This is a genomic window from Bacillus infantis (assembly GCF_020171945.1).
GTDB lineage: Bacteria > Bacillota > Bacilli > Bacillales > Cytobacillaceae > Bacillus_AB > Bacillus_AB infantis_A.
The window spans coordinates 15,154-37,219 of record NZ_JAIVAP010000012.1; the positions used below are offsets into that span (position 1 = coordinate 15,154).

Consider the following 22,066-nt stretch of genomic DNA (forward strand, 5'->3'; position numbering starts at 1 on the left):
GCTGGTTTTCAATATGGTCCTATGCCTCTTGGGGGATGCTTTTTCCATCCTGTTTGGCAGGCTCCAATAATATATATGAAAGGCGGGGAAAAGCGATGGATGCATTGGATATATTAACAGAACTTGACCGTGTTATACCGCATTTCCAGGCCATATTCAGTGCTGATGAACATAAGGTTATCGGTTATGAGGTATTGGGAAGGTTTGCTGCTGGCGCTTCTGCCGAAAGCCTTGGCCCGTTTTTTCTGGATGACAGCATCCCAGAAGAATACAGGCTTGAAGTGGATAATGTGGTCCTAATGAAAGCACTTGACCATTTTGCCGGCAGGCAAGGGGAAGAACTCATTTTCATCAACCGGGACGCCGGTCTGCTTATGCACGATTCCGGAGAGCACTTCCTGCAGCTCCTTTTGCAATATCAGGATAAAGGCATCAGCACCGAAAGAATTGTACTCGAGATTACTGAAAGAAATTACAAGGGAGATCTTGAACACCTCGACCACCTCCTTAATTATTACAGGACGTACGGCATCAAGATAGCCGTTGACAATATGGGACATGACAGCAGCAGGCTTGACAGGATCGGCCAGCTTTCTCCTGATATCATAAAAGCAGACCTCAAGGGCCTCCGGTCAAATGCGTCAGCTGCTTCCTATCGCGATATTCTGTATTCTCTTTCCCTCCTGGCAAGAAGAATCGGGGCGACCCTCCTGTTTGAAAATATTGAAATGGTCTACCAGCTGCAATTCGCCTGGAAAAATGGAGGAAGATACTATCAGGGATTTTATTTGGCCAAACCTCAGGCCGCTTTGATCGAAAAAGATTACCTGAAGGAAAAGCTGAAAACAGAATTTCATCGTTTTATCCTCCATGAAACAAAGAAGCTGGAAAAGATCCATGCAGCTGCTGGAGAATTTCAAACTAAAATCCAGGAGCTTTTGTCCAAATACAAAAAAATCCAGGATTATGAAGAGCTCCTGCTGGCATTGTCCGGGGAAATGGATGGAGTTGCTTTCAGGATGTACGTATGTGATATGGAAGGCTTCCAGCAGTCTCCGAATATCTTCAAAAAGGGTGAGGACTGGATCATCCAGCGGGAGTATCACAGGAAGAACTGGAGCTGGCGCCCATATTTCCTTGAAAATATAGTAAGGATGAGAAATGACCAGAAAGGGATCCTGTCTGATCTGTACAGTGATATTGAAACAGGGGAAACCATCAGGACTTTTTCTTTCCCTTTACATTCGAAGGATTACCTTTTCATAGATATTGCTTATTCTTTTTTGTATGACCAGGAAGGCCTGCTATAAGATTTTTCCTGTATAGTCCCTAAGGGTAAGTGGTACATTAGGAATACTACTTTCCCGGGGGGAATTCTAATGAGCGCTTTTATGACCATTCTTCTGATCATCGCTGCAGGCATCCTGCTGACCGGCCTATTTTATACGATGTCCGTCGCACGAAATCAGAGAGCGGTGAAGGGAGATATGGATTCAAGTATTTCGCGGCTGGTGCAGGATCATCCATACATCCGCAATCCGGTCATACTGACATATGCCATCTGCTTCATTCTTTTAGTCATCTTTATTGCCTACTATACAACTACAGTCAGCTGGTAGCTGATAATTAGGGACTGCCGTTCAGGCAGTCTCTATTTTTTATTTCCAATATATGCACAGGTAAAATTCATGGAAAACTGTTAGTCCTTCCTCAATATCGGGTAATTTCTTTATTACATAAAAGAATTGGCACTAAAGATTTTTTCCGCTTTTTTAATTTGCCGGCTTATGACAAATAAATCAATGAGGAGGGAGATTTGTGTATATAAAATGGGCTAATATCCTGTTGGCCGCGGTAATCCTGGCCGTTATGCTGCCTATGGCAGGAGCAAAAGCTGCTGAAGACCATGTTCTGGAAAACAGGGGAGAGGTGCTGGAGTTCCTGGAAAGTGCTTTTGAGGCGCAGACATCTCTGAGTGAAGAGCCAAGATCACTGGAAGAAATAGAAGCTGTTCTTGACCCTTATTTTACAGACAGCTATGCAAGCCTTTTTCTGCAGGAGAACCTGTCTGAGGAAGGGGAAGGGAATATTATTTACGGAACTGACTTTGGTTTGTATTATATACCGTTCTTTGAGTTTACGGAGGAGACGAAAGTGATCATTGATTCTGAAAAAATTTTAGTATTTGAATATTTTCCTGGCATGAACGAAGGACCGGCTGCCTATCCAGGACATTATGAAGGAATCAGGATCGAAAAGACTGATTCAGGCTGGAAAGTGGCAGAATGGCTTTATGATGAGGCACCGAGGAATATATTATCAAGTGCTACTTCTGATTTAGTTTATAAAGGATACAATGACAGGGCCGGCTTCTCCAGGGAAGCAGACAACCTTAAACCGATGGCCGGGAGCGGCTTGCAGGTGCCCGGCCTTTCTCTGAACGGCGGTGAAGGGCTGCTGCTGATGGAGGCATAAAGAAAAGAGCAGGCCTGCAGCCTGCCCTTTAACTAATCGATATTCAGCTCTGCTTTCAATTTTTCCAGGTCAAAACCAGTTATGACAGTTTGATCGATCACAAAGGTGGGGGTGGAGTAGGAATTATATCTTTTGGTTAATTCATCCCTGGCTTTCTTGTCCTTGCTGATATCCTTCACCTCATATGCAAAGCCGTATTCGTGGAGGAATCGCTTGGAAATTTCGCATGGCGGGCAGTCTGGCTGGGAATATAGGATAATTTGTTTCAATTGAATCTGCTCCTTTATTTACTTGCACATTGAATATAACATATTTTTATGAAAGCTATCCTGCCATCTACCGAAGATTTCCCGTTTTTTTGTCCCTTTTTGCCAAATAGTCCGCGAGCCCCATCGCTGATACTTCTAAATCAAGTGACAGCAGGCTGTATATAGGATGGTCCTCCGCAATGCCCTTTTGGCTTAAATGGGCAGTTACCCTCTTTTTGAGGCGGGAGGCTATGAGGCCTGGTGCTTCATTAGATGATGAAGCGCTGTAAAATGATGTTTCAGCTTCTTCAATGAAGATTTCAAGCCAGCTTCTGACCTGGAAATAGGCTTCTGCAGGATTTCGCGATATGCCAAAATGTCCGAAGAAAAGGCAGTCCAGTTTTTTTGATTCATACAAAGAGAGGGAAGCCAGCATCTTCTCAGGACTGAATTGATTTGGCGAAGTAGAAGGCAAATAAAATTCAACGCCCTCCCTATAAAGCTGGGGGTAAAAGATGCCGGCAGTGTCGCCCGTAAACATCCCGTTTTCAGGGGGATAATAGACGCTGAAGTGATGGTTTGCATGGCCTGGAGTATCAAAAAAGGCTAGTGTGCATTTATCGCTCAGCTTCAGCTCACTTCCATCCTCCATTGCTTCGAGCCTGTCTGGCGGAACTGGGAGTATCGGGTCAAACAAAGCTTCAAATTGATTGCCATATACGGCTTTTGCTCCTGCAATCAGACGGGAAGGGTTTGCCAGATGTTTTGCTCCCTTTGGGTGTACGATCACTTTTGCTTGCGGGCATGATTTAAGCAAAAGTCCAGCCCCCCCGGCATGATCAAGATGAATATGCGTGAGGATGATATATTTTACATCTTCGGCTGAGAGGTTTAGTGCTTCAAGCCCGGCGAGGATTCTCGCAACTGAAGGGCTTGCAGAGGTTTCAATGAGGGCGAGGCTGTCTTCAGCCAATATGTAAGTTCCTGTCCGCTCTTCCATATTCAGGTCGTAATCATCGACTAAAAAAAGTTTTTCGGCTAACTTTGCCGGCTTTTGCAAAAAAATCACGTCCTTTTCCGAAGCTTTTGCTTGTACAAAGCATGTCATTATTTTATGCTGTTAATATTGGCATGTAAAGAATTACGGTTCGAATATTCTGATTTTAATTCTTTAGGATAGAAACATGCTGAAAGTGAAACCTAAGAGCAAGATGAAGGTTTGTATGAAGGAAAAGGAACGGAGCTTTCCCGTTTGCAGGTTCGCCGGCTTAAGGATGGAGCAGCTCCGCCAATGCTGCCGATTGGAATTATGTTTCCAATGTCCTTCATATATAATGGCGGCATATATTTGATTTGGTTTTGTTCGAAAGGAGAGGGAGCATGTCACAGCTTCAAGGTATATTAACACGTTTAAAGAATTTACAGGAACAGTCAAGCAGCGGGGAACCCGCCCAGCGTTTTTTTGAGGTGAATGGCGACAGAAAATGCCAGGTTACTTATCATCCAAAAACAGAGACATACGAGCTGGAAGTATATAACGACAAAGAAAAGCCAAAAAGATACCAGTTTGACAATATGGATATGATTACAATTGAAATCTTTGATCTCATCCAATAATGCAATCCCTTTAAAGGAACCGTCGAGGTTCCTTTTTTGCATTTTCCATGCCTATGCAATCAGGATAAACTTCGAAAATCAGCAAATCCTAAAGATAAAAAGGGGTGAAGCCATGTTTCCGACAGTTGAATGCCCAAAATGCCATGATGAAGATAGCATGGAACGAGTATTAACAGCACAGTCCAACCAGAATGTTATTTATAGATGCCCAAAATGCCGTTTTACCGTAAAAGATATCCCCACCAGCAAAGGGTAAGAAGGCCAGCGCCGAAAAAATATGATAAAATGAAAAAGTAAACACTTTCATTTGAGGAGTTTCGGCTATGATAAGTCTTCACAGTGGTGAATATCTGGAAATAAGCATCAGGGACCTTATGATCCCTTCTGAAAGGGTAGCGCATGTACAGATTGGCAATACCCTTGAACATGCTGTGCTGGTGCTGACAAAAAGCGGTTATACAGCCATTCCTGTACTGGATCCCCGCTATAAGCTCCACGGCCTCATAAGCACTCCTTCCATTATGGATTCGATCCTTGGGATCGAAAGGATCGAGTTTGAAATATTGGAGGAAAAACGCGTGGAGGAATGCATGAACCAAAACATTCCCCGCCTAAAAGCAGATTCGGATATGAAGCTGGCAATTGAGCTTTTGGTTGATCATCCCTTTGTTTGCATTGAAAATGATGACGGCTTCTTTGAGGGGATTTTAACAAGGAGAGCACTCCTTGACCGGCTGAATAAGCATGTACGCAGACTGAACAGGAAATGATTTTAGCAGCTCCCTTTGGGGCTGTTTTTTATTTATGAAGAAGAATTTCGCTGTTTCATTGCAGCAGTCCTGCTGACAGCTGGATAATCAGGAGAATGGTAATGCCATGAAGCAATCTCTTCAGATAACTGGGGTTGATTTTACCTGCTGCCCTGACAGCGAGATGGGCACCGAGCAGGGACCCTGTCAGCAGACAGAGGGAAGGCTCGATCTGGAAGCTGCCTGCTCCAAGATAGACAGTGAACGACGCAAAGCAGCTGATGAATGTCTGGAATCGGCTGAAAGCCACTGCTCTGATATAGTGGAATCCTTTATTTAGAAAGGTATACATAAGGAGCGTTCCCTGGCCGGGCCCAAACAGTCCGTCATATGCCCCTATGAAATAGATGGATGGAAAAATTCGCGGTGTGATGCCTGTCTCACTGCCGGTTTCCTCCGGCTTCTTCAGCATCGTAATGACAAGGGCAAAAACCAGCAGGGAAACAGCAAGCATCGTCATGGCTTTTTCGGGGATGCTGTTAGCCAGGAGTGCCCCTGTGGCTCCTCCTGCAAGTCCGAAAGGCAAAGTTTGTATGCTGTCTTTCAAACTGATCTCCCTTTTCCGCAGCAAATAGATGAAGCTGGATAAAGAACTGAAGATATTCGAAAATTTAGCCGCCGCAACCGCACTGTGGACGGGTATGCCGAGCAGGAGCATGGAGGGCATTCCGATAAGTCCGCCGCTCCCGGCAAGTGTTCCGATAAAAGCAGACAAAAATCCTATAAGTATCAAAATCGTGGATTCCACTTCATCCCTCCTTCGTTTTCAGTGTATTCATTTCTTGCTCATTATGAAAATCGAAAAAATTTAAGATATAATATAAGAAAAAGTTATCAAGCGAATAAGGGGAAGATTACATGTCAGCACTTTCTGAATTTCATCTATTATCGGTCCTGGCCCAGGAAATGAATATGAGAAAGGCGGCGGAACGGCTGTTTGTCTCTCAGCCGGCCCTGTCGCAAAGGCTGCAGTCGATTGAAAAAGAATGGGAGACCAAATTGTTTGTGCGTTCTCAGAAGGGTCTTACCCTGACACCTGCCGGCGAACTGGTGATCAAGTTTGCCAATGATGTAATTGCCAGGGAAGAGAAGGTCAAGGAATCCATCGGTGCGCTTAACTCAGAGGTGCATGGGACTTTAAAGCTGGCAGTTGCTTCAATCGTCGGGCAGAACTGGCTTCCCCAGGTCCTGAAAAAGTATATCAGCAGGTACCCGCAGGCCAAAATATCTCTTATGACAGGCTGGAGCAGCGAAATTTCCAAATCTCTGTATGAGGATCAGGTGCATATCGGCATCATCCGCGGAACGCCGGACTGGAAGGGAGTCAAAATCCATCTCTTCAAGGACAGCCTCTACCTTGTTGACAAGGAAATCACCCGGCCGGAGCAGGTGCTTGAAACAGACCGCCCATTCATCCAGTTCAAAAGCGACTCTAATTATTATCAGGAAATACAGGACTGGTGGATGAGGCAATTCAAGACTCCGCCTAAACGGACTGTTGTTGTGGATCAGATTGAAACATGCAAACAAATGGCCTTCAATGGCATCGGCTATGCCATCCTTCCTGCAATCACCCTTAATGGTGCAGAAAAGGATATATTTAAGATTCCTTTATTGGATGAGGACAATGAGCCGATTATGCGAGATACCTGGCTGCTGGGCTATGAATCTGCTTTCCAGCTGAAGCAGGTAAGGGCATTTGCGGATTTGATAAAAGAGCATGTAGAAGAGGGGGGAAATTAGGTTTTTTTCTTGTTTTCGGTGCTTTTGTTTGTTAAAGTAATGCTAGTTACATACATAGGAGGCCTGACACATGAAAATGATGGACGCAAATGAGATTATTTCATTCATACAAAATAGCACAAAATCAACACCGGTTAAATTATACGTAAAGGGTGATTTGGAAGGATTGGATTTCGGTCCGTCCGCTAAAACCTTCTTAACCGGCAATACAGCAGTGGTGTTTGGAGAGTGGGCTGAAATCAGCCAGGCGCTTGAAACAAATGCTTCACGCATTGAAGACTATGTTGTGGAAAATGACCGCCGCAATTCCGCTATCCCATTGCTTGATATGAAAAACATCAAGGCAAGGATCGAGCCGGGTGCCATCATCAGGGATCAGGTTGAAATCGGGGACAACGCTGTAATCATGATGGGTGCTTCCATCAATATCGGTGCTGTTGTCGGAGAAGGCACAATGATCGATATGAATGTGGTCCTTGGCGGCCGTGCCACTGTCGGGAAGAACTGCCACATCGGAGCGGGCTCTGTTCTTGCAGGCGTCATCGAGCCGCCTTCAGCCAAGCCGGTTATCGTTGAAGATGACGTGGTCATCGGAGCAAATGCAGTCGTTCTTGAGGGCGTTACAGTAGGCAAGGGTGCTGTTGTTGCAGCAGGCGCCATTGTTATCGATGATGTTCCTCCATACACAGTTGTGGCTGGTACTCCGGCACGCGTCATCAAAGAAATTGACGAAAAGACAAAATCAAAGACTGAAATCAAGCAGGAGCTTCGCCAGCTGTAAAGGCAGGATAGAGGACCGTGCCTTCCAAAAGGGAGGCCGGTCCTTTTTTGTACCTTTACGAATGCAGGATTTTCACCTTTAAAGGAGAGAGATCACATGAATCAGTTCATTCAGGTCAGAAGGGATCTGCATCAGATTCCGGAGCTGGGATATAAAGAGTTCAAAACACAGCAATATCTGCTTGATTACCTGGGCACTCTTGACCAGACTAAAATGGAAATCAAAACGTGGAAAACAGGCATTTTTGTGAAACTGAACGGGACAATGCCGGGCAAGATGATCGGCTATAGAGCTGATATCGACGGCCTTCCGATCACTGAGGAAACTGGCTTTGAATTCTCATCCCGGCATGAGGGCCGCATGCATGCCTGCGGCCATGATTTCCACATGAGCATAGCACTTGGGCTCATTGCCCATTTTACCGGGAACCCCATCAAGGATGATCTTTTGTTTATTTTCCAGCCTGCTGAGGAGGGCCCTGGCGGTGCGGAGCCAATGCTGAAATCAGAGATTATGAAAGAGTGGCGCCCGGATATGATTACAGCACTCCATATCGCTCCAGAGTACCCGGCCGGTTCGGTTGCTTTGAAAGAAGGGCTTCTCTTTGCCAATACATCAGAGCTTTTTATCGATCTAAAGGGCAAAGGAGGGCATGCTGCGTATCCTCATAAAACAAATGACATGATTGTGGCAGCATGTTCACTGGTAACCCAGCTTCAATCCATCATATCAAGAAATGTTGATCCTCTGGACGGTGCGGTCATTACGATCGGGAAAATTACCGGAGGGACTGTCCAGAATATCATTGCGGAGAAAGCAAGGCTTGAGGGGACAATCAGGACTCTTTCTGTGGAAGCGATGGGCAGGGTGAAGAAGAGGATTGAGGCACTGATCAAAGGAACTGAAGCCGGCTTTGAATGTGAAGCACATATAGATTATGGAGCCATGTATCACCAGGTATATAATGATGAGGTGCTTACAAGGGAGTTCATGGACTTTATGCGTACAGGGACAGAAGCAGAAGTGATTGAATGCAGGGAAGCGATGACAGGCGAGGACTTCGGCTATATGCTGAGCGAGATTCCAGGGTTCATGTTCTGGCTGGGTACAGATTCTGAATTCGGACTGCACCATTCCAAGCTGCAGCCAAAGGAAGAGGCAATCGAAAAAGCAATCTCTTATATGACAGCCTACCTGGAGTATAAAGGTAATCAATGAAGATGGAAGAAAGATGAAAGGATGATCCCCGTGAGGATCATCCTTTTATTTTGTAAGACTAAGCAGCGCGATGAACATTGGCCCCGCCTATTTCAATTATTGCCGTTTTTTTCAATATAAACCTGATGCGGATACGGGATTTCAATGCCGTTGCTGTCGAGCGCTTCTTTCAGCGCTTTCCGCAATTCCCGTTCAACACCCCACTGCTCCATATTCTGCGTTTTTGCTATGATGCGGAGAACCACGTCCGAGGAGCCAAGGGACTGTATGCCAATGACATTTGGGCCTTCCATGATTGCCTCATTCCCCGCCTTTACCTTGTCGCATGCTTCCTGAAGAACCATGATTGCTTTATCAATATCATCATCATAGGAAATGCCGATATCCACAAGCGCTCTCATGTTTCCGCGGGAATGGTTGCTCAGGCTTGTAATCTCCCTGTTGGGTACAAAATGCAGTGTTCCGTCAAAGCCCCTGATTTGCGTTGTACGCAGGCCGACTTGCTCGACAATGCCGGAAAAGCTCGCAGCTGTGACATAATCCCCTACATCTATCTGCTTCTCAAGAAGCAGGAAGAAGCCTGTAACCACATCACTCACAAGGCCCTGGGCCCCGAAACCGATAGCCAGTCCGACAACACCGGCACCGGCCAGGATAGCGGTTGCCTGGATTCCAAAAATCTGGAGGACGGTGACCGTAACAATAAAGATCAGTACATAAGAAAAAACATTGCTTGTCAGGCTTTTGAGCGTTTGAGCACGTGCCGAAGAAATATTCTCCCGAGTTTCAAAAGTGTCAAAGCTCTTTGAAATAAGCCTGCCCCCTGCAGCTCTTACAATCAAAAAAATGATGAAGATGGCAGCAAGCTTTAAAATGGCTGCCCCTGCCGAGAAAGCGAGGGCCCCCCAATCAATATTTCCAAAATACTCTTCAGCTTCTCTAAAATTCAAAATATCAATCCTTTCATATGTATGCATTTTTTCATTCTAACAAACATACAGAGGGCTGAACAAGAAATCCCCTTTCCTGCAGCCGCGAAAAGAGGATTTTAAATAATCAAAAAAACTGGAAAATTCAGATTGAAAACTATAGATAATTATTTCGATAACCGTTATATTTAATATTACGGTCTTTTATTTTTCAATTTCTAACAACAAGAGAGGGGGAAATGGAATTGGAAATATTTAAGAAACTCAAGGAATATTACTGGCCCTATAAGAAATATTTTATTTGGTCGATGGTATTCCTGCTGGCTGTGACAGGCATCACGGTGGTATATCCGATGATTCTGCAGCTGACAATTGATGAGGTAGTGCTGGGAGGGAAATATGAATGGATTCCCTATTTAGCGTTCGGCTTCATCGGGATCATGTTCGTTAAAGGAATTGCAACTTATATTCACCAATATACTGGAGATTTATTTGGCATCACATCCGTATATAAACTGAGAAACTCGCTTTATGAAAAACTGCAGTACCTTCCATTTAAGTATTACGATAATGCAAAAACAGGGGATATCATGTCGAGGCTGACCGCAGATGTCGAGGGGTTCAGGTTTTTCCTGTCCTTTGGGTTTTCAGAGCTGATCCGGTTCATCCTGCTTATCGGCATCAGTTTCTCAGTTATGTTTTATTACTCTGTGCCGCTTACATTAGTGACACTGGCAACCCTGCCGTTTCTTGCTGTGGTAACCTTCAAATTTGATAAAGCTGTCCATCCTGCCTTCAGGGATATCCGGAAGTCGTTTGGAAAGCTGAATACGAAGGTGCAGGAAAATATCAGCGGCATCAATACGGTGAAATCTCTCTCAAGGGAAGATTTTGAAATAGGGAAGTTCAACCGGTCCAATGAAAACTATAAAGATAATTATCTATTCACTTCCGATATTTGGGCAAAATATTTTCCGCTAATGGAGTTCCTGGGAAATATAAGTGTTGTTCTCCTGCTTTCTTATGGCGGATATCTGGTAATAGACGGATCGCTGCAGCCAGGGGAGCTTGTAGCATTCTACAGTCTTGTATGGTATATAATGTGGCCGATTATGAACCTCGGGTTTGTCATTAATCTATTCTCCCAGGCAAAGGCTTCAGGGGAGAGGCTGCTGGAGATCCTGGAAGCGGAGAATGAAATCAAAGAGGCTGCCAATGCTGCCGCCCCTGATAGAATCCGTGGAGAGGTAGATTTCAAATCTGTTTCACTGCAATATACAGAAGAAGATAAAGAGGCGCTGCATGAGGTTTCATTCAAGGCGCACCCAGGCAAGACAATCGGACTCATCGGTGCAACTGGATCAGGGAAAACAAGCGTAACCCAGCTGATGACACGCTTTTACGAAGCATCGTCCGGGGAAGTGCTGATTGATGGGAAGAATGTCAGGGACTATTCGCTTGAAGCCCTGAGGAGCGGGATAGGTTTTGTCCTTCAGGAATCTTTCCTGTTTTCTTCATCCATTAAAGCAAATATTTCATACGGAAGACCTGAAGCTTCCATGGAAGAAATCGTGGATGCTGCGAAAAGGGCACAGGCGCATGAATTCATCCTGGAGCTGCCTGAAGGGTATGATACCATGCTTGGGGAAAGAGGCATGGGACTCTCCGGCGGCCAGAAACAGAGGATAGCCATTGCCAGGGCGATCTGCACTGACCCCGGAATCCTTATCCTGGATGATGCCACCTCTGCAGTGGATATGACTACCGAATTCAATATCCAGCAGGCATTAAAGGAAGTAATGAAGGGGAGGACGACCTTCATTATCGCTCACAGGATTTCTTCCTTGAAGCACGCTGACGAAATCCTTGTTTTTAAAGACGGCCGCATTGCTGAAAGGGGCCGCCATGAAGACCTGCTGAAAAATAACGGTCCGTATCAGCGGATCTACGACATTCAATACAAGGACCACCAAAAGGTCCTCCAATCTCAAATAAGCTAAGGAGGGGTGAGCGTGAAGGAGACAGCAAAAGAAACAGTATTGAAAAGATTCCATTACACAACAGATGATGTCATTGAAAAACCGTTTAACTGGAAGCAGATGTTCCGGCTGTTCAGCTACATGAAGCCGTACCGCAAGAAACTGCTCCCTTTATCGGTCCTGATGGTTTTGATCACGACTGCAGTCAGACTGATAATACCTATACTGATAGGGGTTTATACATTAGATAAGGCACTGAAGGACAAAGACACAGGGCTGCTCACTGCCCTCGTCATTATCATTGCTGCCTTGTATACGAGCTCTTATATAGCTAATATTTTCAGGATCAAATGGATGAATGCCCTTGGCCAGAATGTCATCTATGATCTGAGGAAGCATTTATTCACCCATGTCCAGACGCTGTCGCACCGTTTCTTTGATCAGCGGTCTGCAGGATCCATCCTGGTGAGGATCATGAATGATATCAATTCCCTTCAGGAGCTGTTTACAAACGGTGTCATTAACCTTCTAATGGACCTTATATTGCTTTGCGGCATTTTTGTCATCCTGTTCTCGTTAAGTCCGCAGCTGACATTGGCGATCATGGTCATTCTGCCGATCATGTTTTTTATCTCAACGAGCCTGCGCAGGAATATCAGGAGGTCCTGGCAGACGGTGAGGCTGAAGCAGTCGATGCTCAACTCCCATTTGAATGAAAGCCTTCAGGGAATAAGGGTTACCCAGGCATTTACACAGGAAAAAGAAAATATGATGTTCTTTGATGGTGTAAACAACGAGAATTTCGAAAGCTGGAGGCAGGCTTCACAAAAAAATGCTATGTTCAGGCCGCTTGTAGAATTGACCAATGCTTTCGGTACGGCAGCACTTATCTGGTACGGAGCCCACTTGATCCAAAATGGGAGCATCACCATCGGTGTATTCGTATCTTTCGCCTTTTACCTAGGTATGTTTTGGGAGCCGATTTCAAGGCTGGGAATGGTCTATAACCAGCTTCTTATGGGAATGGCCTCATCAGAGCGAATCTTCGAATTTCTTGATGAAAAACCGATTGTGTCAGAATCCGAAAATGCAATTGTCCTGGAGGATATGAAGGGGCATATTCAATTTAAGGATGCAGAATTTTCCTATGATTCCAAGCGAACAGCATTAAATAAAATCAATCTGGAAATAAAAGCAGGCCAGACTGCTGCCCTGGTCGGCCACACCGGTTCAGGAAAAACAACTATCGCAAATCTGATAAGCCGTTTCTATGATCCTACCGATGGGGCTGTCCTGATTGACGGGCATAATTTGAGAGAAGTTTCATTAAAGAGCCTGCGTTCAAAAATCAGCGTAGTGCTTCAGGATACTTTCATCTTTTCCGGAACCATTGGAGAGAATATACGGTTCGGAAGGCCGGATGCTTCCGAAGAAGAAGTAATCCGGGCTGCCGAAGCAGTAGGTGCAGCTGATTTCATCCGCAATCTTCCTAAAGGCTATGATACAGAGGTTGAGGAAAGGGGAAATATCCTTTCTGTCGGAGAAAGGCAGCTTCTATCCTTTGCCAGGGCGCTTCTGGCCGATCCGCGCATCCTGATTCTTGATGAAGCAACTGCCAGCATTGATACAGAAACAGAAATGAGGATCCAGGAAGCCCTTAAAACACTTCTAAAGGGAAGGACGGCCATCATCATTGCCCACAGATTGTCAACCATACGCGACGCCGACAAAATCTTCGTACTCGACCATGGCAGCATCCTTGAAGAAGGAAGCCACGAAGAGCTCATGGACCAAAAAGGCCAATACTTCCAGCTGGTAAAAGCACAATTTACAATGCTGGATGCTATATAGAAATGCGGAAAAGCCTTGATCAGCCCCGACAAGCATAAGACGAGCAGGACGGAAGGCTGTTCTTTAACCTTCTGGCCTGATTGGCTTATGACTCGAGGGGCTAGGCTTTGGAGCTGGACAATGAGAAAAGCGGAGGCGGCTTGCCCAGAGCCGACAAGCATAAGACGCGGCAGAATAAAAGGCGTACTTTGCCTTTAATTCTGGCGTGGCTTATGACTCGAGGCTCTAGCCGCTGGAGCTGGACAGAAAGAAAAGCATGTTAGAAAAGAAGTCACCGTCTGGTGGCTTTTTCTTTTCTTGTAATATTCTTCATAGAAATGTAACTTTTCTGCAATCTTTGCGTCTGCTAATAAAAGAGCCGATTTCAAGGGGGATTTATATGAAGTGGAAAATGGTATTTTTAATATTTTTTAGTTCTTTGATTCTGTTTGGCTGCAGCAGCGGAGAAAGCAGTGAACAATCATCCGATTCAGCAGGCAAATCCGAGAGTTCGTATAAAGAAGCAGAGTCTGCCGCTGAGTCAGCTGAACAGGATGCCGATTCAGAGATCAGCAGCGGCGGGGAGGAAGCAAAGGGGACGGATCAAAGTACGTCAGTTGAAAGGATGGTTATTTACAACGCGGAATTGGATCTTAAGGTAAAGGACTTCATGAAAGCACAAACCGCACTGGAGGCAAAAGCGGCCCAATACGGCGGGTTTATTGTGGAATCCAGCAGTTACCGGGATGAGGGCCGGCAGCTTAGCGGTACATTGGTGATCAGAATCCCCCAGAAGAACTTTAATCAATTTTTGAATGATGCAGAAGGTACAGCCTCAAAAGTGGACAACAGACATGTAAGCGGCCAGGATGTGACAGAAGAATATGTGGATTTGGAGTCCCGCCTGCGGTCCAAGAGAGTTGTTGAAGAGCGGCTGATCTCTTTTATGGAAAAAGCAAAAAAAACTGAAGATCTGCTAAAAATATCACAGGATCTTGCCGGAATTCAGGAGGAAATCGAGCAGCTGGCCGGCAGAATCAACTATTTGAAAAACCAGACTGATTTTTCGACTGTAACGGTCAGTCTTTACGAGGAGCGGGCACCTTCAATCGATAAAACAGATTTGAATACCTGGGACAGGACGAAAGAACAGTTTACAGCAAGTCTCAGCTTCCTTCTTTCAGCATTTTCCGGACTGTTTGTGTTCTTTGCCGGAAACCTTCCTGTGCTTATTCTCCTTGGAATTACTGGAGTTATTATCTTTTTAGCGTACAGGAAATATAGATCTAAAAAGGACAGATAAGCTGAAGCGCGCCGGGATGGAAACATCCCGGCTTTTTCTTTTTTAGCTCACAGCAGGCAGCTGGGATATTTTAAGGCTTTCTTTACATCCATATAAGATTGCAAACATATGAATTAGGGTAAAAGACAGTCTGAAGCAGCTCAGGGTTATCGACATACATATACGAACGAAATCGCTCTTATTGAGCCAAAGGAGTAAGAAGGAAAATATAGATAGTCTGGAGGCTGAAAGATGGAATTGGATAGTGTCACATTGAGCAGGATGCTCACTTCTTTAACTCTTGCTTTTCATATTATTTTTGCCACCATTGGCGTGGGTGTGCCTGTGCTGATATCGGCAGCTGAATTCATCGGGATCAGGAAAAAGGATGATCATTATATCCTCCTGGCGCGCAGATGGGCAAGGGGCTTCACCATCACAGTGGCGGTAGGGGTTGTAACCGGTACCTGCATCGGCTTACAGCTTTCTCTTTTATGGCCGAGCTTTATGCAGATTGCAGGCCATGTAATCAGCCTGCCGCTCTTCATGGAAACCTTTGCTTTCTTTTTTGAAGCCATTTTCCTGGGCATCTACCTTTATACATGGGACCGGTTCAAAAAGCCGCTCCATCATTGGCTGCTTTCAATTCCCGTCATAATCGGCTCTTCTGCTTCTGCGTTCTTCATTACAACGGTTAATGCATTTATGAACACTCCGCAGGGATTCAAGCTTGAGGGAAGGACGATCACGGAGATCGAACCGCTCGCTGCTATGTTCAATCCGGCAACCCCTTCAAAGGTTCTGCATGTACTTACATCGTCTTATATGACAGCTGCTTTCATACTGGCGAGCCTCGCTGCCTTTGCCATTTTGAGGGGCAGGGGGTCTGAGTATCACCGTAAAGCACTGAAACTAACAATGATTTGTGGTCTGATTTTTTCCCTGGCAACAGCCATTGCAGGGGATATTTCAGCAAAATTCCTTGCAGAAGAGCAGCCGGAAAAATTGGCTGCAGCTGAATGGCATTTTGAAACAGAAAAAGGCGCTGATTTGATCGTCTTTGGGACGATTGATGAAAACAATGAAATAAGGAATGAAATCCGCATCCCAAAGGCGCTGAGCTTTCTTGCAGGCAGCTCCTTTGATACAGAAGTGATTGGCTTGAATGAATTTCCGGAAGATGAGCGGCCTCCGCTCTGGATCCACTATCTGTTTGATTCGATGGTTTCAATCGGCTTCTTTGCTCTAGGCATTTCTGCGCTGTTTGTCTTTCTGTCATATTGGAAAAAGGCAAATCCCATGAAAAAGTGGCTGCTGTTCCTCATTGTCTGCTCGGGGCCTCTATCCATGCTCGCCATCGAATTCGGCTGGATTTATGCAGAGGTCGGCAGGCAGCCCTGGATATTAAGAGGCTATATGAAGGTGGCCGAAGGGGCTACACAGGCAGATAATGTGGGTGTGACCTTCTTGATGTTTTTAGCTCTGTACATTGTACTGGGGATCATCACTGTCACTGTGCTACTTAAAATGTTCAGGAATAAACCGGCTCAGGCAGAATTTGATGACCGTTTCCCGGATTCCCCGGGCATAGGCCAATAAATTGGAAAGGGGTGGGAGGACATGAGCATTGAAATCCTGGGAATAACGGTTCTCTGGGTGTTTCTCTACGGATATGTTATTGTGGCATCAATCGATTTTGGTGCCGGCTTTTTTGCCTATTATGGAAGGGTGACAGGGAAGGAGCATGTAATCAGCCACATTATCAGCAGATATCTATCTCCTGTATGGGAAGTGACTAATGTCTTTTTTGTTTTTTTCTTTGTCGGACTGGTCGGCTTTTTTCCGGATGCAGCTTATTATTATGGAACTGCTTTATTGATACCAGGAAGCATCGCCCTGATCCTCCTTGCCATCAGAGGTTCGTTCTATGCATTCGGGAATTATGGATCAAAGGACAATTCATTTTATTTATTCCTTTATGGCGCCACAGGCCTGCTGATACCAGCAGCATTGTCGACGGCATTGACGATTTCTGAAGGGGGATTTATTGAAGAACAGGGGAATAAGGTCATTTTCCTTGCCGGAGAGCTTGTGAGCTCCCCTTATTCCTGGTCTGTCGTCATCCTTGCCATCGTATCGGTGCTCTTTATCAGTGCAGTATTTCTTACTTATTATGCAGACAGGGCAGGAGACACTCCGGCAAGGGATCTGCTGAGGACATTTGCCCTGTTCTGGAGTCCGCCGACCATCCTTGCCAGCTTCCTTGTCTTTGCTTCTTTAAGGGAGCATAATGAGCGCCATTTCAATAATGCTTTAGAGATTTGGTGGATGTTTGGTTTATCGCTTCTCTGTTTTCTGGCCGCTGTGCTGCTGGTTTATAAGAAAAAGAGATTTGGAACCAGTTTTATCCTGGTTATGCTTCAATTCTTTTTCGCTTTTTTCGGATATGGGGCTTCCCATCTCCCTTACATCCTTGACCCGTTCATAACGATCTATTCAGGCTATACAAATCCTGAAATGGGGATGGCGCTGGTTGCGGCATTTATAGCAGGGCTGCTGCTCCTCATTCCGTCACTGATTCTTTTGATGAGGCTGTTCCTGTTCAACGCCGATTATGTTAAGGGTGAAAAGTGAATGCTACTAAGAGATAAGCTATGATAGTATAAAGAGGAACTTTGAAACTGCTGGAGGAATTTCCGTGAAAAAAGAATTTGCCGTAATAGGATTAGGCCGCTTTGGAGGGAGTATCTGCAGGGCGCTTGCAGAAGAAGGCATGGAAGTAATGGCCATCGATAATGATGAAGACAGGGTAAACGAATTTGCTCTGATTGCTTCTCATGCCGTTGTCGGGGATACCACCGATGAGAATGTTCTTAAAAGTCTGGGCATCAGGAATTTTGATCATGTCATTGTCGCCATTGGCGATAACATTCAGGCCAGCATTCTTACAACTTTGATCCTGAAGGAAATCGGCGTGAACAAGATTACCGTCAAAGCGCAGAACGATTATCATGAGAAAGTCCTTCGGAAAATTGGAGCGGACCATGTTGTCCACCCTGAAAGGGATATGGGAAGAAGGATTGCCCATAATATTGTTTCCAACAATGTTTTGGATTATCTTGAACTTTCAGATGAACACAGCATCGTGGAAATTGTGGCAAGCGATAAGCTTGGCGGAAATTCGATCATCGATTTGGATGTCCGTGCCAAGTACGGAATCAATATTGTTGCGATAAAAAGAAGAAATGAAATCATCGTATCCCCGCAGGCGAATGAAGTGATCCGGGAAGACGATATCCTTATCGTTATTGGAGCCGATGTCGATATCAACCGCTTTGAGAAGAAGCTGATGGCTTAAGCCCGGGCAGGACCTGCGGAAACGGAAGCTGCCTGCGGATTGCAACCGAAATGGAAAAAAGCACTCACAGATGTGTGAGTGCTTTTTAATATGAATGATTACACTTCCATAATGATTGGAAGGATCATTGGACGGCGTTTTGTTTTTTCATAAAGGAAAGGAGACAGGGTGTCGGTAATTTCATTTTTAATTTCAGACCATTGTGTCGTTTTTCTTTCCATGACTTTGTTCAGATGCTTAGAAATCAAGGACTGGGCATCGCTGATCAAGTCGCCTGATTCACGCATGTACACGAAACCGCGGGAAATGATATCAGGACCTGCGGAAATCTTAAAGTCTTTCATGTTGATGCTGACCACAACAACGACCAGGCCTTCCTCAGAGAGGATCCTGCGGTCCCTGAGAACGATATTCCCAATGTCGCCTACACCGCTTCCGTCGATATAAACAGAACCTGAAGGGATTTTACCTGCCACCTGTGCGGTATCTTCACTCAGGGCGAGAACTTCTCCGTTATCCATTATAAAACAGTTTTCTTCAGGGATGCCGCAATCAATCGCGAGTTTGGAGTGCATTTTCTGCATTCTGTACTCGCCGTGGATCGGCATGAAGAATTTCGGCTTTATAAGGCGAAGCATCAGCTTTTGCTCCTGCTGGCCGCCATGTCCGGAAGTATGGATGTCATTCAGCGGACCGTGAATGACTTCTGCACCTGCACGGGAGAGCATGTTAATTGTTCTGCTGACACTGATGGTATTTCCCGGGATAGGAGAAGATGAGAACACTACTGTATCACCAGGGTTGATCTGGATCTGGCGGTGTGTTCCATTAGCGATCCGTGACAGGGCTGCCATAGGCTCTCCCTGGCTTCCTGTGCACAAGATGGTAACCTGGTTGGCAGGGAGCCGGTTGATCTGCTGCGCGTCTATAAATACTTCCTTAGGAGCGCTTATATAGCCAAGCTCCCGACCGATGTTGATTGCGGCTTCCATGCTCCGGCCAAAAACAGCCACTTTTCTGCCATTGGTCACAGCAGCCTCGATTACCTGCTGAAGGCGGTGGATATTTGAAGCGAATGTCGCAAAAATGATCCTTCCATCCACTTTGCGGAAAATATCGTGAATGCTTTCGCCGACACGGCGTTCAGACATAGTAAAGTTAGGGATTTCACTGTTTGTGCTGTCAGAGAGGAGGCAAAGTACTCCATCCTTGCCGATCTCAGCCATTTTTGTAAGGTTCGCAGGTTCGCCCACAGGCGTGAAGTCGAACTTGAAATCCCCAGTATGGACTACCTGGCCAGGCGGTGTTTTCACTACGACTCCGTATGAATCAGGGATGCTGTGTGTAGTCCTGAAGAAAGTGACAGACGTTTTTCGGAATTTAATGATGTCATCTTCCTTGATCTCAATCATTCTTGTCCTTCTCAAAAGACCATGCTCTTCCAGCTTATTGCGAAGAAGGCCAAGGGCCAGCTTTCCGCCGTACACAGGAATATTCACCTGTCTTAATAGATATGGAATGCCGCCGATATGGTCTTCATGCCCGTGCGTAATGAAGAGGCCTTTGATTTTGTCTTCATTTTTTACTAAATAGGTATAATCAGGAATTACATAATCAATTCCCAGAAGCTCATCCTCAGGGAATTTAATGCCAGCATCAATCAGGATGATTTCATCCTGGAACTGGACTGCATAAGTGTTTTTGCCGATTTCCCCAAGTCCTCCAAGGGCAAATACAGCTGTTTGATCGTTCTTAACAAATTTCATAAATTATCAGTTCTCCAATACTTTAAAGTCTTCGTTTCTTTTTTCATATTCCAGGTAATCGCCTTCAACTGGGACTACGATTTCAATGTTATAGTGTTTGTCCGCCAGCTTTGTACGTACATCTTTCGGGGAATCTCCATCAACATAAACGGTCTTCGTTTTTTCCCTCACTGGTACTTCTTTAATGGATTCCTGGTAATAAACTTTAAAAATCATCTAAATCGCTCCTTAATCCGATATAACTTTTTCTATTATATAAAAAAATAACATGTTTTTCATGTTTTTTCTTTTAAAAGAACAGAAAGCATAGTTTTTCCTTATATTTCCGGGGTTTAACGAACGCCCCTCAAGGATTTTAGTTTGTCAATTTACACTGTCCATCCAACTGCTTCCTTCAGCAGTTGGATGGCTTTTCCGCATTTCTACTTGTCCAGCTCCGGCTCCTGGGTGCTCGAGTCATAAGTCACTTTGGAACCGAAGGCAAAGAACGCCTTCAATTCCAAAGCGCCTTATGCTTGAGGCCCACAGGAAGTGGGTCATGCAGGCGTTGCCACAGGACGTGGCGTTCTTAGCCTGCGTTCCTTATTGGAACAGTCGCCTCCGCTTTTCTCATTGTCCAGCTCCAAAGCCTAGCCCCTCGAGTCATAAGCCAATCAGGCCAGAAGGTTAAAGAACAACCTTCCGTCCTGCTTGTCTTATGCTTGTCGGGGCTGACCAAGGCTTTTCCGCATTTCTATGTAACCTCTATACAATTTACCTTAAAGAAGGAGCCCTTCGCAAGTTTGAAGGGCTCTGGGTTTATGCGATTGATTTTTTCCGAAGCATGTCTTTCCACTGTTTTAGGAGCTTTTTGCGCAGCTTCTTTAACATAGTGGATCATCTCCTTACTTCCTATTTTAACGCAACCTTGTCCAATGTAAAGGATTACAATCACTGCTGCCGAACACAACCGTTTTTTTAGGGGGCATTAGGAAAGCCGCCTTTTCTTCTATTATATGATGAAATGGCCAAAAATCTCATGGATAATCATGGAATAATGTTAAATATGCTGGATTGACAATTAGCATTTCAAGGGTTAGCTTTTAACAGAGTGAAAGTTATTCTGGAAAGAAGAGTGGACAAATGGGTAAGCTTTATAGTGCGCTGATCGGCTTGAGCCTGATTTGGGGTACATCATTTCTTTTTATTAAAATTCTGCTCCATGACTTAGGCCCGGAGGCAGTTGTCTTTGGCAGGTGCCTATTTGGTGCAGCAGTATTGTGGGGGATCAGCTTTATTAAAAGAGAAAAGATTCAGTGGAAACGCCTGCCTTTCAGGATGCTGTTCCTGGTCGGGCTCATTAATAATGCGCTTCCCTGGTATTTTATTTCTAAAAGCGAGACGGCTATTTCATCGAGTATGGCCTCCGTCATAAATGCCACTACACCGATCTGGACGATTATCATAGGGTGGCTTTTCTTCGGTTCAAAGCTACGGAAAAGCCAATGGGCCGGAATATTGATCGGATTTTTCGGCATTTTTATTCTCAGCGGTTTCCGGACTGGTGATTTGGCAGAAGGGAATACGGCAGGAATTGTATTCATGTCTATGGCAGCATTCTGCTATGGATTAGGGACCCATCTGTCCAAAAAACATCTTGAGGGTGTTTCCGTCCTTCAGATTTCCCTTTTTACGCTTACATCAGCAGCCCTGGCAAGCGGTCTGTATACAGGGATTGCATCTCCGTCAGCCATCCCGCTTCTTTTTGCGCCGGAAAGGCTGGGTTCTCTGTTTGTGCTCGGCGCCCTGGGCTCAGGCGCTGCCTATCTGCTATACTATTTCCTTGTACAGAAGGGAAGCCCGGAGTTTGCCTCCCTCGTCACCTATATCGTCCCGGTATCCGCAATCGCATGGGGGTATTTTCTCCTTGGCGAGCACATCAAGCCAGGGATGGCTGTTGGCCTTGCTGTAATTTTTCTGGGGATATATATATCCTCCTATAAAGTCAAGCGGGAAAAGAAACGAGACCTGGCTGCTTAGGAATGCAGTTCA

Annotated in this window: 21 protein-coding genes; 15 read left to right on the top strand and 6 right to left on the bottom strand. The window is 45.3% G+C overall.

Features of this window, described 5'->3' with window-relative positions; translation table 11 throughout:
- The first annotated feature begins 95 nt into the window (after positions 1 to 95).
- From LCM00_RS15865 to LCM00_RS15875, 3 genes are all read left to right on the top strand, one after another.
- Positions 96 to 1,310 (top strand): EAL domain-containing protein, encoded by a 1,215-nt coding sequence (locus LCM00_RS15865; RefSeq protein ID WP_224904111.1) that lies wholly within the window; start codon positions 96 to 98, stop codon positions 1,308 to 1,310.
- A 69-nt stretch (positions 1,311 to 1,379) separates the two neighbouring features.
- Positions 1,380 to 1,619: a hypothetical protein gene (locus LCM00_RS15870; RefSeq protein ID WP_224903899.1), complete on the top strand. Its 240-nt coding sequence runs from the start codon at positions 1,380 to 1,382 to the stop codon at positions 1,617 to 1,619.
- Between the two features lie 199 nt (positions 1,620 to 1,818).
- The gene (locus LCM00_RS15875; protein WP_224903901.1) at positions 1,819 to 2,475 is read left to right on the top strand and encodes a DUF3993 domain-containing protein; all 657 of its coding nucleotides are present in this window, start codon (positions 1,819 to 1,821) and stop codon (positions 2,473 to 2,475) included.
- A 32-nt stretch (positions 2,476 to 2,507) separates the two neighbouring features.
- Here the strand turns inward: LCM00_RS15875 and LCM00_RS15880 are convergent, their stop codons facing one another.
- Both LCM00_RS15880 and LCM00_RS15885 read right to left on the bottom strand, forming a co-directional pair.
- Positions 2,508 to 2,744 (bottom strand): glutaredoxin family protein, encoded by a 237-nt coding sequence (locus LCM00_RS15880; RefSeq protein WP_224903903.1) that lies wholly within the window; start codon positions 2,742 to 2,744, stop codon positions 2,508 to 2,510.
- Positions 2,745 to 2,811: 67 nt separating this feature from the next.
- Positions 2,812 to 3,783 carry an MBL fold metallo-hydrolase gene (locus LCM00_RS15885; protein WP_224903905.1) on the bottom strand — a complete coding sequence of 324 codons (972 nt, stop codon included), beginning with the start codon at positions 3,781 to 3,783 and terminating at the stop codon, positions 2,812 to 2,814.
- 320 nt (positions 3,784 to 4,103) lie between these two features.
- On the opposite strand from LCM00_RS15885, the gene LCM00_RS15890 reads away from it, so the two are divergent.
- Together LCM00_RS15890 and cbpB are read left to right on the top strand one after the other, a co-directional pair.
- A complete protein-coding gene (locus LCM00_RS15890) occupies positions 4,104 to 4,340 on the top strand; it encodes a YkuJ family protein (protein ID WP_224903907.1) in 237 nt (78 codons plus the stop codon).
- 323 nt (positions 4,341 to 4,663) lie between these two features.
- The gene (gene cbpB / locus LCM00_RS15895) at positions 4,664 to 5,110 is read left to right on the top strand and encodes a cyclic-di-AMP-binding protein CbpB (RefSeq protein ID WP_224903909.1); all 447 of its coding nucleotides are present in this window, start codon (positions 4,664 to 4,666) and stop codon (positions 5,108 to 5,110) included.
- A gap of 55 nt (positions 5,111 to 5,165) precedes the next feature.
- Here cbpB and LCM00_RS15900 read toward each other — a convergent pair whose 3' ends face one another.
- Positions 5,166 to 5,897: a sulfite exporter TauE/SafE family protein gene (locus tag LCM00_RS15900; protein WP_224903911.1), complete on the bottom strand. Its 732-nt coding sequence runs from the start codon at positions 5,895 to 5,897 to the stop codon at positions 5,166 to 5,168.
- Positions 5,898 to 6,007: 110 nt separating this feature from the next.
- On the opposite strand from LCM00_RS15900, the gene LCM00_RS15905 reads away from it, so the two are divergent.
- The 3 genes from LCM00_RS15905 to LCM00_RS15915 all read left to right on the top strand — a co-directional run bounded on the left by LCM00_RS15905 (position 6,008) and on the right by LCM00_RS15915 (position 8,891).
- Complete coding sequence (locus LCM00_RS15905) at positions 6,008 to 6,892, top strand: LysR family transcriptional regulator (RefSeq protein WP_224903913.1); 885 nt, start codon at positions 6,008 to 6,010, stop codon at positions 6,890 to 6,892.
- Positions 6,893 to 6,962: 70 nt separating this feature from the next.
- The gene (gene dapD / locus LCM00_RS15910; protein ID WP_224903915.1) at positions 6,963 to 7,673 is read left to right on the top strand and encodes a 2,3,4,5-tetrahydropyridine-2,6-dicarboxylate N-acetyltransferase; all 711 of its coding nucleotides are present in this window, start codon (positions 6,963 to 6,965) and stop codon (positions 7,671 to 7,673) included.
- A 96-nt stretch (positions 7,674 to 7,769) separates the two neighbouring features.
- Entirely contained in the window at positions 7,770 to 8,891 is a 1,122-nt protein-coding gene (locus tag LCM00_RS15915; protein WP_224903917.1) for an N-acetyldiaminopimelate deacetylase, read from the top strand.
- Between the two features lie 92 nt (positions 8,892 to 8,983).
- Here LCM00_RS15915 and LCM00_RS15920 read toward each other — a convergent pair whose 3' ends face one another.
- A complete protein-coding gene (locus LCM00_RS15920) occupies positions 8,984 to 9,868 on the bottom strand; it encodes a mechanosensitive ion channel family protein (protein WP_224903920.1) in 885 nt (294 codons plus the stop codon).
- A 197-nt stretch (positions 9,869 to 10,065) separates the two neighbouring features.
- Here LCM00_RS15920 and LCM00_RS15925 point away from each other — a divergent pair, with 197 nt between their 5' ends.
- The 6 genes from LCM00_RS15925 (at position 10,066) to LCM00_RS15950 (ending at position 18,269) form a co-directional block, all read left to right on the top strand.
- Entirely contained in the window at positions 10,066 to 11,820 is a 1,755-nt protein-coding gene (locus tag LCM00_RS15925) for an ABC transporter ATP-binding protein (RefSeq protein WP_224903922.1), read from the top strand.
- A gap of 12 nt (positions 11,821 to 11,832) precedes the next feature.
- The gene (locus tag LCM00_RS15930; protein WP_404802167.1) at positions 11,833 to 13,650 is read left to right on the top strand and encodes an ABC transporter ATP-binding protein; all 1,818 of its coding nucleotides are present in this window, start codon (positions 11,833 to 11,835) and stop codon (positions 13,648 to 13,650) included.
- 379 nt (positions 13,651 to 14,029) lie between these two features.
- On the top strand, positions 14,030 to 14,932 hold the full coding sequence (locus tag LCM00_RS15935) for a DUF4349 domain-containing protein (protein ID WP_224903926.1): 903 nt from the start codon (positions 14,030 to 14,032) through the stop codon (positions 14,930 to 14,932).
- 231 nt (positions 14,933 to 15,163) lie between these two features.
- The gene (locus LCM00_RS15940) at positions 15,164 to 16,510 is read left to right on the top strand and encodes a cytochrome ubiquinol oxidase subunit I (RefSeq protein WP_224903928.1); all 1,347 of its coding nucleotides are present in this window, start codon (positions 15,164 to 15,166) and stop codon (positions 16,508 to 16,510) included.
- A 21-nt stretch (positions 16,511 to 16,531) separates the two neighbouring features.
- Positions 16,532 to 17,545 carry a cytochrome d ubiquinol oxidase subunit II gene (locus LCM00_RS15945; protein ID WP_224903930.1) on the top strand — a complete coding sequence of 338 codons (1,014 nt, stop codon included), beginning with the start codon at positions 16,532 to 16,534 and terminating at the stop codon, positions 17,543 to 17,545.
- 64 nt (positions 17,546 to 17,609) lie between these two features.
- On the top strand, positions 17,610 to 18,269 hold the full coding sequence (locus LCM00_RS15950) for a potassium channel family protein (protein WP_224903932.1): 660 nt from the start codon (positions 17,610 to 17,612) through the stop codon (positions 18,267 to 18,269).
- A gap of 98 nt (positions 18,270 to 18,367) precedes the next feature.
- Here LCM00_RS15950 and rnjA read toward each other — a convergent pair whose 3' ends face one another.
- Both rnjA and LCM00_RS15960 read right to left on the bottom strand, forming a co-directional pair.
- The gene (gene rnjA, locus LCM00_RS15955) at positions 18,368 to 20,035 is read right to left on the bottom strand and encodes a ribonuclease J1 (RefSeq protein WP_224903934.1); all 1,668 of its coding nucleotides are present in this window, start codon (positions 20,033 to 20,035) and stop codon (positions 18,368 to 18,370) included.
- 6 nt (positions 20,036 to 20,041) lie between these two features.
- A complete protein-coding gene (locus LCM00_RS15960) occupies positions 20,042 to 20,251 on the bottom strand; it encodes a DNA-dependent RNA polymerase subunit epsilon (protein WP_148974234.1) in 210 nt (69 codons plus the stop codon).
- Between the two features lie 906 nt (positions 20,252 to 21,157).
- Between LCM00_RS15960 and LCM00_RS15965 the strand changes: the two genes are divergently transcribed.
- On the top strand, positions 21,158 to 22,054 hold the full coding sequence (locus LCM00_RS15965; protein ID WP_224903936.1) for a DMT family transporter: 897 nt from the start codon (positions 21,158 to 21,160) through the stop codon (positions 22,052 to 22,054).
- The last annotated feature ends 12 nt before the right edge of the window (positions 22,055 to 22,066 follow it).